Source organism: Streptomyces griseus (assembly GCF_001715295.1).
GTDB lineage: Bacteria > Actinomycetota > Actinomycetes > Streptomycetales > Streptomycetaceae > Streptomyces > Streptomyces griseus_G.
In genome coordinates this window covers 680,152-695,592 of the sequence record NZ_MDKB01000003.1, presented here as the reverse complement: position 1 = coordinate 695,592, position 15,441 = coordinate 680,152, and the positions used below count along the sequence as shown (strand labels likewise).

The following is a 15,441-nucleotide window of genomic DNA, read 5'->3' as shown; positions in this document are numbered from 1 at the left end:
CCGGGCCCCGCCCGTACCGGGCGGGGCCCGGCACGGGGAGGCTCCCTCAGGTGTTGGTCGTGCCCCAGTCGTCGCCCCCGCCGTGGCCGTTGCGCTCCCGCAGCGAACGCACCCGGTCGGCGACGGAGACCGGCACCCTGTCCCCGACCTTCTCGCTCACCGAGTGGTAGGCCTTGCCCGCGAAGTCCCGGCCGCCGTGCGCGGCGGACTCCGCGGCGTTGCGTACGGCGGGATTCTCGGAGAGCCGCCGCGCGGCCTTCCGGATCTGCTCGTAACGCTCGCGCCCTGCCCGTGTGCCGAGCACGTAGCCGAGGGCCACTCCGGCGATGAACGTGAGCCGGTACCGCATGGCTGCCACCCTTCCTTCGCTCTGTGCGACGTGTGCTGCCCGCCTACCCGCGAGCACCCGAGATCACCCCGGCAGATACCGATTGGCGGAGCACCCCCCTGCTTGCGCTAATGTATGTGTCGCAGCGAACGCGCGCCGCCCGGCAGCCGCCAGGCAGGTACGATTCGAGGCACCGCAGCAATCCCCTGTAGCTCAATTGGCAGAGCAGCCGGCTGTTAACCGGCAGGTTACTGGTTCGAGTCCAGTCGGGGGAGCGCGATCCCCTGTAGCTCAATTGGCAGAGCATTCGGCTGTTAACCGGAGGGTTACTGGTTCGAGTCCAGTCGGGGGAGCGATGCGGAGGAGGGCCCTTCGGGGTCCTTTTTCGTGTGCCCGCACGGGCCCCGCCGGGGGCCCGGCCACTCTTTCCGGGCCGATCTCCGACCGGCCGGAACCGGGCAGCACGCAGCGCGGTCTTCATGGTCACGCGAAGCCGGCCATCCGCAGCAGGAGATCGTATGACCGGCTATGCTGCGGCAGACGGCGCGCACACATGTACGCGCCACGCCGAGACGGGGCGGTAGCTCAGCCGGTTAGAGCAGCGGACTCATAATCCGTCGGCCGTGGGTTCGAGTCCCACCCGCCCCACCGAGCATCCCCAGGCAGAATCGTTCTGACCTGGGGAAACGCGTTTTCTGGGTGTTTTCGCGGGCAGCGTTTGCCGTGCGGACCTGCAGTGAGCGTGAGGCATCGCTTCAAGGCGTGCCTTGCACGGATGGGAACCGGCCCTTCGCGGCCCTGCCCTCGACGGGCGTTTCTCCGCCCAGGTGCCGGCAGCGTCGCCCTTCCTCTGCGCGAGGCTGGTCATTCCTCCGCGTCACGCACCAGGAGTGCGATCCGCACCCGGTTGTCGACCCCCAGCTTGGCGAACAGGCTGCCCACGTGTGCCTTGACGGTCGCGACGCTGATGGACAACCGCTCGGCGATCTCCGCGTTGCCCAGGCCGTCCGCCACGGCCCGAGCGGTTTCGCGTTCTCGTTCCGTCAGTACGGACAGCTGTCCCCGCGCGGCTTCGCGGGATGAGCCGCGAGCGTAGGACGACCGTGGGCTGGTCGCTGCGGCGATCACGCGTGCCGTGGCCGCCGGGGACAGTACGGAGTTGCCCTCCGCGACGGTCCGCACCGCGTCGAGAATCCGCGCCGGCTGGGTGTCCTTGAGGACGAACCCGAGTGCTCCGGCGTGCAGCGCGCCGAGTACCAGATCGTCGGAGTCGAAGGTGGTCAGCATGAGCACCCGCGGCCGCACCGGCCGGGTGAGGAGTTCCCGGGTCGCGCTGAGACCGTCGCGGCCGGGCATCCGCACGTCCATCAGGACGACGTCCGGCCGCTGCTCGTCCACCACGGTGATGGCCGCGTCCCCGTCGGCCGCTTCCCCGACGACGGTCAGGTCCGGTTCGCCGTCGATGACGAGCCGCAGTGCCATCCGCACCAGCTGGTCGTCGTCGACGACGACGACGACGCGGACCGGCTCCCGCTCGGTGTCCACTCATACCCTCTTCTCGTGGGTGGGGTGGGGCCAGGGTAGCTGCGCGGTGAGGACGTATCCGTTATCGGAGGTGGGGTGGTGGCTGAGCTCTCCGCCGGCGAGGCTGATGCGTTCGGTGAGGCCGAGCAGACCGAATCCCGAGGGTGGTGGTGGTGCGGTCGCCGTGGTGGCGGGGGAGTTGTGGACGCTCACCCCGAGGTCGTCACCGGCTGTGCCGTCGAGGGTGATGTGCACCTGCGCGCCTGGGGCGTGCTTCGCGGCGTTGGTCAGTCCCTCCTGGACGATCCGGTAGCAGGTGCGTCCGAGGGCATCGGACGGCGTTCCCGCCACGGTGCTGGTGAGGGTGACGTCCAGCCCGGACGTGCGGGCTTCGGCTACCAGTTCGGGGATACGGTCGAAGGAGGGCTGGGGTGGTTCCGGGCGGCCCGGGTCGGCCCGGAGTACACCGAGGACATCCCGTAGTTCCTCCAGGGCTTGTCGGGAGCCGTCGGTGATACCGCGGACCAGCACGCGGCTTTCCTCCGCGGTGAGGTCGCTGCGGTGGTCCAGGACTCCGGCCTGCATGGCGACCAGGGAGATCCGGTGCGCGAGCACGTCGTGCATCTCCCGGGCGATCCGGTTCCGTTCCAGAGCCCGGGCCTGCGCCGCCCGGGCGGTCTGTTCACGTTCCGCGCTCTCCGCCCGGTATCGCAAGGACCGCACCTCGACACGCCGCGCCCCGATGGCCATGCCCAGGGTCACCGCGATGCCCGCGAGCAGTGCCGGGAACGCGAGCTGGTACCACAACAGGCCGGACGAGCTCCGGACCGGGTAGAACCCGCCGGTGAACTGTGACGCGGTCACCAAGGCCAGGGCGACGACCCCGATCTCCACCGGACGACGACGCGTGGAGATCGACACCAGCGCCAGCAACGCGGCGCCGGAAGCGAGTGCCGAGGCGGTCGAGGCGATCACGACCGTCAGGGCGACGGCGAGCGGGAACCGCCGCCGCCACAGAAGCGCTGTGAGGCAGCCGGCAGCCACCAGCGGATCACCGATCAGGAACCACGAGCCCGTCTCGTCCGTCTGCTCCCGCAGCACCACACCGATGGACAGCCACAGCGGTATCCCCACTGCCGCAGCCGCGCCCAGCCGCCATGCCTGCTGCCACCACCCGAGCCGTGGCGCTACCTCCGTGTTCACCCGGCCATTGTCGCGAAGCCGTGCGGCCGGTGAGTCGGACCGCGGGACGATGGGCCCCCGACCGGAGTCGCATCACCGGCCCGCCTCCGGTCGAAGGCGTCGCGAGCCGCCGGGCCGATGCGCCTGCCGCAGCGCGTGGACAGACTCGTGCACGTGCCGAGACAACCGAACCCCGGACGGAGAGACGCGATGCGCAAGGGCGGCTATGCGGCCCTCGAGGCGGTCGGCCTGGTGATCACGGCCCTGGCCGCCCAGGGGATGATCCGCGCTCCGCTCGACCAGGGCTCCGAGCCGCTCCGGGGCATCCTCCACCGCGTCCCCGGCGGCCTCATCGGCCGGATGATCCTCCTCGGACTCGTCACGCTCGTCGCCACGGTGACCGGTGGCTGGGCACACACGCGCAGGGAATCGACCACCGGGCGGGCCGGAGATCTGGGGGGAGCCGCGACCGAGGAACGACCCGGCACGGGCCGTAGGAGGTGTGTGTGGCGCAGCCGGAAGCGTCTGCCGACGCAGCCGGGACCGTCTTTCGATCCGTGAGGACAGGGCGCGGGGTGTCCGGCGCCTCACACCCCGTCGCGACGGTCCATCGCGACGGGGCCAGGTGTACCGGCTCGGGGGATCGGGGAGCGGGAGGGGCTCTTCGCGAGTCGCCGGGCCCGGCACCGGGCACTCGCGCGGTGACGGACGGCAGGCAAGCTGCCTGCGGCGTTCGAAGGCTTTCAGGCGGGGTTGCGGCGGACGATCGACGCGTTCAGGGCGGTGGCGAACGCGCACCAGGCCGCATAGGGGAGCAGGCTCCTACCTGCTGTGCGATCGATGCGGGTGGTTCGGCGGATCAGCTCCGCGTTGCTCACATCGAGCGCGAGCGTGCCCAGCAGGCCCGCCTTCGGGCTGCGGCAGCCGAAGAACATCCAGTTCCACGCCGCGTTCAGGGCGAGGTTCGCCCCCACGCCGGCGGCGAGGCCGCGTCGATCGTCTCCCCGGGCGCGGTGCAGGGCTCGGCCGCCCGCCCAGGCGATCGACGCGTACAGCGGTGTCCATACCGCGCCGAAAGCCCAGGACGGGGGTTGCCACCGCGGCTTTTCCAGCCCGCGGTACCAGGTGCTGTCCGGGTTCACCGCTGCGGCCCCGGCCACCGCGCAGGCGGTGACGGCCACGGTGGTGAGCGCGTACGGCTGCCAGGAGGCCTGCGGCGAAACGTGCTTCGGTGTCTTGATCTGTCTCATGTACTCCGTCTTTCCCCGGAACCCGCGTCCACCCCGACCGTGGACATATGCGTCACGGTGCTTCGCGTGGCGATGTACGGAGCTTGCGCGGTCGGCGCACCCGGACGCGAGCACCATGGACCGGCTCGCCTCCGTCCGTCCCGCAGTTCTCTCCGGTCAACTGCTCTGCAGCTGACGGGTCAGGCCCAGCTGGCTCATGATGGCGCCGGTGTCCATGTAGACCCGGCCCTCCTTGATCTTGCCGTCCTTCATCTTGTAGACGTCGCACGCGTGCACCGTGATGTGCTGCCCCGTGGCGGGCAGGGTGCCCGCGTGAAGGGCGAGGTCTCCCGTCTGGGTCCCGGTGCCCGTGTACTCGACGACCACCGTGTCCCCTTGGGACGTGAGGTGGTCCAGCGCGAAGCGGCCGTCGGGCATCGCGTCGAACATCGCCTTCGCGAGCTGGGTGAAGCCCTCCGGACCCTTCAGGGTTCTGCCGCTGCCCTCCTCGACGACGGTGCAGTCAGGAGCCACGGCCCCCGCGATGGAGTCGTAGTCCCGGTGGTTCCACGCCGTGAACAGGTCGCGTACGAACGTTTCGTTGTCAGCCATGGGAACCTCCGTTCAGACATATCCCGCACCTCCCATGCTGACGGGTAGGGCCTGACCGTGCATCCCCTGCCGGAGGCCCGACGCCTCCGAAGGCGAAGGCTCCCGGAGCGCCTCGGCGCCTCGCTGCCTGATGCCGTGTCACACACGCTCCCGGGCGGCGTGCGCGGGCCGCGGGAGCGGGAGAATCCGTGGTGGCCGGTGGCCGGTGGCCGGTGGCCCGTGGCCCGTGGCCGGCTCGTCCGGGGCGGCAGCCGGCCCCGCCCCCGGGTTCGGATCGGGGCGGGGCGGGGCCGTGCGGGGGCTCGACGAACACCCGGCCGAACGGCGTCGGCGGCGGGTCAGCGTCTGCGGGAGGGGCGGCCCGCTCCGATCCCCGCCACGTGCAGGGCGAGGAGTGCCAGGCCCAGGAGCATGACGTTCACGGAGGCGAAGACGTCGTTGGTGGTGATGTCCGCGGCGTTGATCAGGAAGGCGATGGCGAACAGGACGGCAGCGGCTATGCCGAGCATGGTGGTGTCCTACCTTCTTAGTTGTGGGTCTGAGCTGGTCATTCGTAGGATCGGCGGCCCAGGGGTCCTGGGTATGGCTGGCATGGTGCCGCCGTTGGATGGCTCAAGGAACTTGGCCGCCCGGGGCCCCGCGACGACTCGACCGCTAATTGGGAGACGCGACGCGATCGCTATGTAGGACAACGTCGGCGAGGTCGTCTGCTGGGTTGTGTACGACGAGCTGACGGAGGTGGCCGTGCCCGAGATCTGGGCCGGAGTGGACATCGGCAAGGAGCATCACCACTGCGTGGTGATCGACGCCCAGGGCACGCGGCTGTTGTCGCGTCGGGTGCTGAACGACGAGACCGAGCTGCTTCAGCTCCTGGCCGACGTGCTGGCGTTGTCGCGGAACGTGCTGTGGGCGGTGGATATCAACCACGGTGGGGCCGCGCTCCTGCTCGGCCTGCTTGTCAGTCACGACCAGCACGTCACCTACATCACCGGTCTGGCCGTCCACCGTGCTTCGGCGGGCTACCGGGGCCAGGCCAAGACCGACGCGAAAGACGCCTTCGTCATCGCTGACCAGGCCCGTATGCGCACCGACCTCGGCGTTCTGCGACCCGGCGACGAGATAGCGGTCGATCTGCGCACCTTGGTAACCCGCCGCACCGATCTGGTCTGCGACCGGACCCGGCAGATCAACCGACTGCGTGCCCAACTCCTGGAGATCTTCCCTGCGCTGGAACGCTCGCTGGACCTGACGAAGAAGGGCCCGGTCCTGCTGCTGACCGGCTACCAGACCCCGGCCGCGATCCGCCGCGCAGGAGCTGCCCGCATCACGACGTGGCTGAAGAACCGCAAGGTCCGCAGCAGCGAGGCCCTGGCCCGGAGCGTCGTGGAGGCGGCCGAGGCACAGTTCAGCGCACTGCCAGGCGAAAAGCTCGCGGCCACGATGGTGGCCCGGCTCGCGAAGGGGGTGATGGCCCTCGATGAGGAGATCGCCGAGCTCGACGCTCTCATCGAGGGCCGGTTTCGCGAGCATCCGCGCGCCGAGGTGATCCAGAGCCTGCCCGGCATGGGCACCCTGCTGAGCGCGGAGTTCCTCGCCGCGACCGGCGGTGACATGGTCGCCTTCGGCACCGCCGACCGCTTGGCCGGCTACGCCGGCCTCGCCCCCGTCCCCCGCGACTCCGGACGCGTCAGCGGCAACCTCCACCGCCCGCGCCGCTACCACCGCGGCCTGCTCCGCGCCTTCTACCTCTCCGCCTTCGCCAGTCTCCGGAGCTGCCCCGCCTCGAAACGCTTCTACGAACGCAAGCGGGCCGAGGGCAAGGGGCACAAGCAGGCGCTGCTGGCGCTCGCCCGACGCCGGGCCAACGTCCTGTGGGCCATGATCCGCGACGGAGCGTGCTACCAAGCCACACCACCAGTCACGGCAGCTGCTTGACAACGTCATTGGGAAGTTCCTTTCCGAAGGGTGAGGTGCTTGTGCCCGGGGAGCCCACGGACAGGCCTCGCGTCCGGCTTCCGGTTACCGCGGGCCGCGTGGGTGTGTCTCCCAGGCGGGGGTAGAGGAAGAGGAAGGAGCCGAGAGAGGAGGACCCATGACGAAGGACACGTCGCTGCGTGCCGTGGGATGGGCGCAGTCGTTCCCGGCTTCGAAGGGGGTGCGGGCAGGCCGCCGCTGGACCCGGGAGCATCTGGCGTCCCTGGAGTGGACGAAGGACGCGCCGGAAACCGTGGACGCGATCCTGCTCAGTGTTTCCGAGCTGATCACCAACGCCCACGTGCACGCGCACAGCGACGCGCAGCTGGTCCTGACCTGGGACAGCCGTTGTCTGCACGTGAGTGTGCACGACTCCGACCCCCTGCCGCCCGCCCAGCAGCCGGAGAACCTCACGACGACCGGGGGGCGCGGCATGGCCATCGTCGACGCGCTCGCCGACGCGTGGACGACGCATCCCCAGCGGTCGGGCAAGACCGTCTCGGCCTGTTTCGTGCCCCCGGGGGCTCCGAAGCCCCGGCACGACACCGCCGTCGGCTGATACACCGGGGCCTGCCACCCCGCACGCCGGAGGGCCGCCGAGCGGTCCCGACCGGCGACCGCGCCCCGCACCCGGTACGGGGGAAGGGGGGCGCCGGTACCCACGACACCGGCGGACCCGTGCGGCGGCACCCGCCGGACCTGTCCGGCGACACCCGCCGGATCTGTCCGGCGACACCCGCCTGGCCCGTGCGGCGGGATGCGGGTACCCGTGCGGCGACACCCGCCGGCCCCGTACAGCGAGACGCGTGTACCTGTGCGGCGGCACCCGCCGGACCTGTCCGGCGACACCCGCCTGGCCCGTACATCGAGATGCGTGCACCCGTGCGGCGGTACCCGTGTACCCGTCCAACGAGATGCGCGTACCCGTACGCGGACATGCGTGTGGCCCGGCGCCGGCCGGGCCACACGCAGCGGCGGGAGAGCGCGTCTCGCGCTCCCGTGGCCGTCAGTGCTTGAAGGCGTCCTTCGCCTTCTCCTTGGCCTGACGGGCGTCGCCCTTGGATTGATCGGCCCGGCCTTCGGCGGCGAGGCGCTCGTTGCCGGTCGCCCGGCCGGCGGCCTCCTTGACCTTGCCCTTGGCCTGCTCGGTCTTGGCCTGGGTCTTCTCGTCGGCAGTCATGTCATTCACACCTTGCTGTACTCGGCGGCAGGAATACTTGCCGTATGACCGGGACCGGCCCGCGCAAACACCCCCGGGGTCCGGAGCGCGTGCCCGGCCTCCGCTGCCGGAGGACGTCATCCGCGGCCGGCCGGGGCCGGACCGCCGCCTGCCGGGCCGACGACCGAGCGGGCGACGCCGAGTTCCACCAGGTCCTGCGGGCGCAGCCGGAGCTGGTCGGCGGTGGAACGCACCTCCTCCGGGCCGCGCTTGAGAATCGCGGCGGCCAGTTCCGGGGCGATCACCGAGAAGTAGCTGTCCGCCGTGACATGGGTGTTGTCCGGCGCCGCCAGTGCGAGCGCGCCGCCCGAGCCGCCCTCACCGATCACCAGCGTCGTCACGGGCACCTGGGCGCCGGCGACCGCCGCGAAGGTCCCGGCGATGGCCGCTCCGGCGCCCGCCCGCTCCGCCTCGGCGTCGTTGGCCGCGCCGGGGGTGTCGACCAGGGTCAGAACGGGGATGCCGAGGCGGTCCGCCAGGTGGATCACCCGGGACGCCGTGCGGTATCCGGCCGGGAGGGTGGCGGTGCCGCACTGGGCCACGTACGCCACCGGCCGCCCCCGGTGCAGTCCGACCCCGCAGAGCAGCCCCGGGTCGCTGCCCCCGCACCGGTCGCCGCTCAGCGGCAGCCGGTCCTCGAAGTAGGCGTCCAGGTACGCCGCTGCCCGCGGCCGGGCCGCCGAGCGGGCCTGCTCCACCGCCGCCCAGCCGGTCTCCGGCAGTCCCGTGCCCGACAGCGGCCCCGGCACCGGGGCCGGCCGCGCCGGGCCGGACACCGTCAGTGCGGCCAGCCAGCGCCCCAGCGTCCCCGGCAGTTCCCCGGGCGGCACCACCGCATCCACCTGACCGGCCGTCAACTGCCCCTCTGCGGTGTACGCGTACGGGTCCGCGTCGGCCGGCCGCACCCGGGACCCGGCGAAACCGATCTGCGCGCCGGGCAGGGCCAGCACCACGTCGGCCCCCGCTCCCAGGGTGGCCCAGCCGCCCCCGGTCGTCGGGTCGCGCACCACCGCGATCTGCGGCAGGCCCGCCGCCCGCAGCAGCGCGGAGGCCCGGGCCACCCGCTGGAGCTGTATCAGCGCGATCATGCCCTCCTGCATGCGGCTGCCTCCGGTGGCGACGAACGAGACGAGCGGCAGGCGGCGTTCACGGGCCAGCGCATACGCGGCCTCCAGTCGGTCGCCGGTGTGCCCGCCGAGCGACCCGCCCAGGAAGCCGAACTCGAAGGAGACCAGCACGCAGGAGAGGCCGCCGAGGCCGGCCACCCCGTACACGACCGATTCCTCCTCGCCGGTGCGTGCCGCGGCGCGGGCCCGGGACTCGCCGTAACCGGCCCAGCCGAGCGGGCCGTCGGCCGGGGCCGGGCGCACGGGCGGGCGGTGCTCGGTGAAGCTCCCGGCCACGGCGGCGATGATCTCCCGGGCCGTCATGCGGGCGCTGCCGCCGCCGTCACCGGGGGAGCTGGACACCGAGCGACCTTTTCATGATCTTGCCCAGGTCGTTGCGGGGCAGGGCGTCGAGGTGGCGGACGGCACGCGGGCGTTTGTGCGGGGCCAGCAGGGCCGCCACATGATCCGCCAACTCCCGTTCGCCGGGCGGTGATCCGGGATCCTCGGGGACGATCCAGGCGACGATCCGCTCGCCCAGGTCCGCGTCGGGCTCGCCGGTGACGGCGGCCTCCCGCACGCCGGGGTGCTCCAGCAGGGCGTTCTCGATCTCCCCGGCTCCGATCTTGTAACCGCCGCTCTTGATCAGGTCGGTGGCCTTGCGCCCGACGATCCGTACGTAGCCGTCGGGATCGACCGTGGCCATGTCCCCGGTCCGGAAGAAGCCGTCCTCGGTGAAGGCCGCCGCCGTCGCGTCGGGACGGTTGAGGTAGCCGGTGAAGAGGTTCGGCCCGCGCACCTGGATCTCCCCGATGGACGCCGGGTCCACGAGCACGCTGCCGTCCTCCTCGACGAGCCGCAGTTCCACCCCGGCCAGCGGTGGCCCGACCGTGCCGGCGCGGGGGGCGCCGTCCGCCCGTACCCCCGTGTTCATCAGGGTCTCCGTCATGCCGTACCGCTCGATGACACGGCGGCCGGTGGCGGCGGCGATCCGTTCGTGGTCGTGGACGGGCAGCGCGGCCGAGCCGGAGACCAGCAGCCTGGCTCCCGCCAGCGCCTTCGTGAGGCTCCCGGAGCCGGCCGGATCACCCAGGGCGCCCGCCAGCCGGTGGTACATCGTGGGCACGCCGAACAGCATCGTCCCCCCGGAGAGCAGCTCCCGAGCCACCCCCTCCGGGGAGAAGCGCCCCAGGTGGCGCACCGAGCCACCCCGGCGGAGCGGGCCGAGGACGCCCAGGATCAGACCGTGCACGTGGAAGAGCGGCAGGGCGTGCACGAGGACGTCGTCGGCGGTCCACCGCCAGGCGTCCTCCAGTGCGTCCAGCGAGGCGGCGATCGCCCGGCGGGGCAGGACCGCGCCCTTGGGCGGTCCTGTCGTGCCCGAGGTGTAGACGATCAGCGCCGGGGAGTCCGGCGCGGGCTCGGCCGGGAAGGCACCCGCGCTGATCGCCTCCGCGCTGATCGCCCCCGTACCGGCGTCCAGCCGTCGCAGGCCGGCCAGCGCGGGCGGGAGCGTGTCGCCTGCCCCGGCGAGTACCGCCGAGGGGGCGCTGTCCGCGACGATGTGCGCCAGTTCCCGCTCACCCGTGTTCGGGTTGAGCGGTACGGCGGGCACGCCCGCCCGCAGCGCCGCCACCACCGCGATCACCGTCCACGGCGTGGACGTGGCCCAGACGGCGACGCGCCCCGCCCCCGCGATCTCGGCCGCGAGCGCGTCGGACGCCGCGGCCAGCTGGGCGTACGTCAGGCTGTGTGCGCCGAACCGGACGGCCTCCGAGGAGTCCGTCCGGCCGGACGGCCCGTGCAGTGCGGGCAGAAGAAGGGTCACCCGGAGCAGCCTAAGGGCTGTCCCGGGCGCCGTCCCGGGGTCCGGGCGCCCGCTCAGGTATCGCGTACGAGGACTTCGCGCCAGATCGCCCCCATCACCAGCGGCGGCACGAAGCCGCCGAGGCCGCCCGTCGCCCCCGCGATGCCCGTCACGCTCCCCACCTGGGCCTGCGGCGTCACCTGGAGACCAGGGCGAAGACGCTGCCGCTCGCGGTACCCAGCCCGGCGGCCATGCAGAGCAGCGCGATCGTCCCGACCGGGTACAGCGCCGGTTCGAACGCCTGGGCGATCGCCGTCAGGGCGGCGAGGAGCAGCGAAGGAGGTGGCCCCAGCCGCTCCTTGTAGTCGCCCGACATCGGGGCGATCAGATTCCACGCCCAGAAGGTGAGCGTGAACCCGATCGTGGCCATGACCAGATTCCGGTAGGCGGCGGGTCGGGTCCGTTCGGGGGCCGGGGCCTGCTCGACCGCTGTGTCCACACGGCAAGTCAACGCGGCGGGGGAGGCCCGGGCCTCCCGGACTGCGCCATCCGGGAAGGGCCGCGCACGACAGGCGCCCCTAGGCGCACGGGCCTCCGGGCGGCCGGGCCGGCAACCGCTCGCCCGCCGTCAACAGCCCCCGACTGCGACAATCGCGGGTATGGACCGCATGGACAGAGAGATCCTCGGGATCCTCCAGGAGGACGCGCGGATCTCGTACCGGGATCTGGGCCTGCGCGTGGGACTGAGCGCCAACGCGGCGGGCGACCGCGTACGCCGCATGCGCCGCGAGGGGGTGATCCGGGGCTTCACGGTGATCATCGACCCGGCCGCCGACACGCGCTCGGGCCTCGTCGTCTTCATCGACGTGTCGCTGCGCCTCGACACGACGAACGAGGAGTTCGAACGGGCCGTGCTCGCCCTCCCCGGCATCACCGAGGTGGTGCACGTGACCGGCGGCCACGACTACCTGGTGCGGGCCACCGCCGCCGACTCCGGCTCCCTGGACGCCCTGCTGCGCCGGCTGAAACGGGACGCGGGCGTCGCGCACTCCAACACCCGTATCGCGCTCAGAGCGGCGCCTGCCAGATGACCGTGGGCGAACGGGTGCCGTCCTCGGCGCGCCCGTCGTCGGCGACCACCAGGCGCACCGCGGGGCGCCCGTCGGGCAGCCGGGCCGTGACGTCGACCTCCACCTCGATGACCGACACCCCCGGCCGCCGGTGCGCGGTGGCCAGCGCCCCGCGCAGTACGCCGAGCAGCTGACCGTCCACGGGCTCCGGCACCAGGGCGTCCACGGCCCCGGTGAAGTGCACCGACGGCTGGAAGCCGAGCACCGCCGCCGCGCCCGCCGTCTCCCGCAGCACCCGGCCCCGGAAGGTCGCCGGAGCCTCGGCCGGCGGCTGCTGGAGTGCGAAGATCGCCGTCCTGACCTCCTGGATCGTGGAGTCCAGCTCGTCGACGGCCCGCGCCAGCAGCTCCGCGGTGGCGCCGTCGCCCGCCAGGTCCTTGCGGCGGGTCGACTCCAGCATCATCTCCGTCGCGAACAGCCGCTGGACGACGAGGTCGTGCAGATCGCGGGCGATCCGGTCGCGGTCCTCGTAGACCGCCAGCTGCTCCCGGTAGTGCTGCGCGTCGGCCATCACGAGGGCCAGTGCGGCCTGGGAGGCGAACTGCGAGGCCAGCAGCCGTTCCACCGCCGTGTACGGGCGGCCGCCACGCCGCCGGGGCAGGGCGAGGGTGCCGATGAGCCGGCCGCCGCTCTGCAGGGGGAGCATCATGCTCGGCCCGAACCGCTCCCGAACGTGCGTCGTCATCCGGGGATCCGTCGCGGAGTCCTCCAGGAACACCGGTTCGCCGCCCAGCAGCTGGACGAGGACCGGGGAGCCCGGCTCGATCACGGTGCCGACGATGCCCGCCGGGTCCTCGCGCGTGGAGGCGGCGACGATCTCCATCCCGCCGTCCGCGGTCGGCTGGAGGATCACCCCGGCCGAGGCGCCCGCCAGCACCCTGGCCCGCTCCGCGACGGTCACCAGGGCGTCCGTCGTGCCGCTCCCGGCCAGCAGGGCCCGGGTGACGGCGGCGGCCCCCTCGATCCACTGCTCCCGCTGCCGTGCCGCCTCGTACAGATGGGCTCCGTCGACCGCCGCGGCCGCCTGGGAGGCGAGCAGCCGCAGCAGGGCCAGGTCCGTGTCCGTGAACCTCCCCGGGTCCGTCCCGGTGAGGCAGAGACCGCCCAGCACCTCGGTGCGCAGGCGGATCGGGGCCCCCAGGAAGGAGCGCTGCGGCGGCCGTCCGGGCGCCGTGCCGCCGAAGCGCGGGTCGCTGCTCACGTCGTCGCCGCGCAGCGGCTCGCCGTCACGGACCAGGGCCCCGAGGAACGCGCCGCGCACGTCGAGGAGCGGGCCCGGGTGCCGGCGTTCGGCGTCCGGCAGGCCGGTGGTGAACAGGTCGGTGACGCGGGCGTGTTCGTGGTCCAGGAGGGCGAGCGCACCGCGGTCCGCCCCGGCCAGCGCCGTGGCGGTGTCCACGATGTGCTGCAGGGTGGTCCGCAGGTCGAGGCCGGTTCCGCCCACGGATCGGTGGGGCCCTCAGCCGGCGAGCGGGTTGAGGACCAGGGGCTGGACCGTGCCGTCCAGCATGGCGCCCAGCCCCAGCACGGAGCAGACGTCGGGCCGCTCGGCGATGTGCACCGGCACGCCCGTGGCCTCGCGCAGCATCTGGTCCAGCCCGGGCAGCAGGGCGCTCCCGCCGACCATCATGATCCCGGAGTCCGCGATGTCCGCCACCAGGTCGGGCGGGCAGTCGCGCAGTACCTTGCCCAGACCGTCGAGCACCGCGGTCAGCGGGGTGTGGATGGCCTCCCGGACGGCGGCCGTGTCGACCTGCACCGAGCGGGCCAGGCCCGTGGCCACGTCACGGCCGTGGATCTCGGTGACCGCCGGGCCCTTGAGCGTCAGGCCGTTGCCGCGCAGTGCCAGTTGCAGGGGGCGCACGGACTGGCTGGGCAGCATCAGCTGGTGGTGCTGGCGCAGGTGCTGGATCACCGCGCGGTCGATGGCCTCGCCGCCGATCGGGATGCGTACGGCCGTCACGATCGAGCCCAGCGAGAGCACCGCGATCTGGGTCGTGGCGGCCCCGCACACCATGATCATGGTGGCGGTCGGCTGTTCCACCGGCAGCCCGCAGCCGACGGCCGCCGCGATCAGTGTGTCGACCAGCTCCACCCGCCGCGCGCCGAGTCCGACCAGCGTCTCGACGGTCGCCCGCTGGGCCAGCGGGTCGGCTTCGTGCGGGGTACAGGCCGCGGCCCTCAGCCGGGGCTTGCGGCGCAGCTGGCGCCGGAGCTTCTCGCCCAGGAGATGGCGCAGCATGCGCTGGGCCATCTCGATGTCGACGACGGTTCCGCCGGTCACCGGCCGGGCCACCCGGATGTAGGCGGGCGTGCGGCCGGTCATCTGCTCGGCGAGGGCGCCGACGGCGATGAGGGAACCGGTGCGGGTGTTCACGGCGGCGACGCTGGGCTCGTCGACGACGAGCCCGACTCCCTTGATGTACACGCGGGTCCTCGCGGCCCCGAGATCGACGGCGACATGGCAACGGCGCAACTGCTCAAGACTGACGGTCACGGCAGGTTCTCCCGAGAGCGCTGACGGGCGGGCACCGGCGGCAGCCGGCTCTCCTGGCATCGTCGCGCCGGGCGTGGGGCGGCGCGCGCTGGGTGAGGCGTACGAGGGAAGGCCGGGCCGTTCCGACGGAGCGGCAGCCGGGAGACGCACCGGGCTCAGGCCGTGCCGGGGAGGAGGCGCTGGAGGAGGCCCCAGGTGAACTCGGCGACGTACCGCCGGCCGTCGGCGGGGTCCGTGAGGGCGAGCGCCCAGCGGGTCGGCGCGCTGCCCTCCATCGGGCGGGCCCCCTCGAAGGCCCGGGCCACCTCGTCCACGGTGCACGACCACGGGCGCAGGTCCCCGGCCGTACGCAGTTGAGGACCCGGCAGGCCCGGGGCGCGGACCAGCCACTCGTTCCACACGGCCCCGCCGGGGCCCACCATCACCTCGAACCGCAGGTCCGGCCAGAGCGGCAGCGGCCACCGCAGCGCGTCGCACGTGAGGTCGCCGACCGTGCGGTGTACGGACGTCTCGGGCTCGCCGAGCACCGAGCGGTAGCGGCGCAGGGCTCCCCGGCCGCGCGGGGCCCGCACCATGGCCTGCCAGCGCCGGTTCGCCTCCCGCATCTCGGCGAGCGAGGCGCTCAGTTCGTGGCGGGCGTCCTCCGCCAGGCCCGGCTGGTGATCGGCCATCCGGCGCAGCAGGACGAGCTGGAACTCCAGCGGCCCGAAAGGGGTGGGAGCGGTCATGGCACCCATCCTGCCGCGTCTCACGCGTATCGGACGGCGTGCCCCGGATTCCGCTCTTCCACACAGGATTCTCACCTGGGCGGCTTCCTCCGCCGTTTGCCGCCC

At 72.8% G+C, this 15,441-nt stretch carries 16 protein-coding genes, 3 tRNA genes and 1 pseudogene; 7 read left to right on the top strand and 13 right to left on the bottom strand.

Features of this window, described 5'->3' with window-relative positions:
• Positions 1 to 46: 46 nt before the first annotated feature.
• The gene (locus BA175_RS19375) at positions 47 to 349 is read right to left on the bottom strand and encodes a hypothetical protein (protein ID WP_069172694.1); all 303 of its coding nucleotides are present in this window, start codon (positions 347 to 349) and stop codon (positions 47 to 49) included.
• Between the two features lie 181 nt (positions 350 to 530).
• Between BA175_RS19375 and BA175_RS19370 the strand changes: the two genes are divergently transcribed.
• The 3 genes from BA175_RS19370 to BA175_RS19360 all read left to right on the top strand — a co-directional run bounded on the left by BA175_RS19370 (position 531) and on the right by BA175_RS19360 (position 976).
• Positions 531 to 603, top strand: a tRNA-Asn gene (locus BA175_RS19370).
• Positions 604 to 608: 5 nt separating this feature from the next.
• Positions 609 to 681, top strand: a tRNA-Asn gene (locus BA175_RS19365).
• Between the two features lie 221 nt (positions 682 to 902).
• Positions 903 to 976 (top strand) — tRNA-Ile (locus BA175_RS19360).
• Positions 977 to 1,192: 216 nt separating this feature from the next.
• Here BA175_RS19360 and BA175_RS19355 read toward each other — a convergent pair.
• Positions 1,193 to 1,873, bottom strand: a complete 681-nt coding sequence (locus BA175_RS19355; protein WP_069172693.1) for a response regulator transcription factor — start codon at positions 1,871 to 1,873, stop codon at positions 1,193 to 1,195.
• Positions 1,874 to 3,055 (bottom strand): sensor histidine kinase, encoded by a 1,182-nt coding sequence (locus BA175_RS19350; RefSeq protein ID WP_069172692.1) that lies wholly within the window; start codon positions 3,053 to 3,055, stop codon positions 1,874 to 1,876.
• A 153-nt stretch (positions 3,056 to 3,208) separates the two neighbouring features.
• Between BA175_RS19350 and BA175_RS19345 the strand changes: the two genes are divergently transcribed.
• Positions 3,209 to 3,595 carry a hypothetical protein gene (locus BA175_RS19345; protein ID WP_139131406.1) on the top strand — a complete coding sequence of 129 codons (387 nt, stop codon included), beginning with the start codon at positions 3,209 to 3,211 and terminating at the stop codon, positions 3,593 to 3,595.
• Between the two features lie 182 nt (positions 3,596 to 3,777).
• On the opposite strand, the gene BA175_RS19340 is transcribed toward BA175_RS19345, so the two are convergent.
• From BA175_RS19340 to BA175_RS31210, 3 genes are all read right to left on the bottom strand, one after another.
• Positions 3,778 to 4,284, bottom strand: a complete 507-nt coding sequence (locus tag BA175_RS19340) for a TspO/MBR family protein (protein WP_069172690.1) — start codon at positions 4,282 to 4,284, stop codon at positions 3,778 to 3,780.
• Between the two features lie 156 nt (positions 4,285 to 4,440).
• Positions 4,441 to 4,875 carry an ester cyclase gene (locus BA175_RS19335; RefSeq protein ID WP_069172689.1) on the bottom strand — a complete coding sequence of 145 codons (435 nt, stop codon included), beginning with the start codon at positions 4,873 to 4,875 and terminating at the stop codon, positions 4,441 to 4,443.
• Between the two features lie 338 nt (positions 4,876 to 5,213).
• Positions 5,214 to 5,384, bottom strand: a complete 171-nt coding sequence (locus tag BA175_RS31210; protein WP_175420869.1) for a hypothetical protein — start codon at positions 5,382 to 5,384, stop codon at positions 5,214 to 5,216.
• Between the two features lie 229 nt (positions 5,385 to 5,613).
• Between BA175_RS31210 and BA175_RS19330 the strand changes: the two genes are divergently transcribed.
• Positions 5,614 to 6,810: an IS110 family transposase gene (locus BA175_RS19330; RefSeq protein ID WP_107407610.1), complete on the top strand. Its 1,197-nt coding sequence runs from the start codon at positions 5,614 to 5,616 to the stop codon at positions 6,808 to 6,810.
• A 157-nt stretch (positions 6,811 to 6,967) separates the two neighbouring features.
• Positions 6,968 to 7,408, top strand: coding sequence for an ATP-binding protein (locus BA175_RS19325; protein WP_175420868.1), 441 nt, complete (start codon positions 6,968 to 6,970; stop codon positions 7,406 to 7,408).
• Between the two features lie 447 nt (positions 7,409 to 7,855).
• Here the strand turns inward: BA175_RS19325 and BA175_RS19320 are convergent, their stop codons facing one another.
• The 4 genes and pseudogenes from BA175_RS19320 to BA175_RS32140 form a co-directional block, all read right to left on the bottom strand.
• Positions 7,856 to 8,029, bottom strand: a complete 174-nt coding sequence (locus tag BA175_RS19320; protein WP_069172688.1) for a CsbD family protein — start codon at positions 8,027 to 8,029, stop codon at positions 7,856 to 7,858.
• 116 nt (positions 8,030 to 8,145) lie between these two features.
• Complete coding sequence (locus tag BA175_RS19315) at positions 8,146 to 9,498, bottom strand: carboxyl transferase domain-containing protein (RefSeq protein ID WP_069173116.1); 1,353 nt, start codon at positions 9,496 to 9,498, stop codon at positions 8,146 to 8,148.
• Positions 9,499 to 9,517: 19 nt separating this feature from the next.
• Positions 9,518 to 11,002, bottom strand: coding sequence for an acyl-CoA synthetase (locus BA175_RS19310; protein ID WP_069172687.1), 1,485 nt, complete (start codon positions 11,000 to 11,002; stop codon positions 9,518 to 9,520).
• A 58-nt stretch (positions 11,003 to 11,060) separates the two neighbouring features.
• Positions 11,061 to 11,318, bottom strand: a pseudogene (locus BA175_RS32140) (MFS transporter); the annotation flags it as partial.
• A gap of 322 nt (positions 11,319 to 11,640) precedes the next feature.
• Here BA175_RS32140 and BA175_RS19300 point away from each other — a divergent pair.
• On the top strand, positions 11,641 to 12,072 hold the full coding sequence (locus BA175_RS19300) for an Lrp/AsnC family transcriptional regulator (protein WP_069172685.1): 432 nt from the start codon (positions 11,641 to 11,643) through the stop codon (positions 12,070 to 12,072).
• Here BA175_RS19300 and BA175_RS19295 read toward each other — a convergent pair.
• The 3 genes from BA175_RS19295 to BA175_RS19285 all read right to left on the bottom strand — a co-directional run bounded on the left by BA175_RS19295 (position 12,050) and on the right by BA175_RS19285 (position 15,336).
• Positions 12,050 to 13,555 (bottom strand): GAF domain-containing sensor histidine kinase, encoded by a 1,506-nt coding sequence (locus tag BA175_RS19295; RefSeq protein WP_069172684.1) that lies wholly within the window; start codon positions 13,553 to 13,555, stop codon positions 12,050 to 12,052. The two genes, BA175_RS19300 and BA175_RS19295, sit on opposite strands and share 23 nt — an antisense overlap.
• Positions 13,556 to 13,570: 15 nt before the next feature.
• Positions 13,571 to 14,608, bottom strand: coding sequence for a rod shape-determining protein (locus BA175_RS19290; RefSeq protein ID WP_069172683.1), 1,038 nt, complete (start codon positions 14,606 to 14,608; stop codon positions 13,571 to 13,573).
• Between the two features lie 155 nt (positions 14,609 to 14,763).
• Entirely contained in the window at positions 14,764 to 15,336 is a 573-nt protein-coding gene (locus tag BA175_RS19285; RefSeq protein ID WP_069172682.1) for a hypothetical protein, read from the bottom strand.
• Between the last annotated feature and the right edge of the window lie 105 nt (positions 15,337 to 15,441).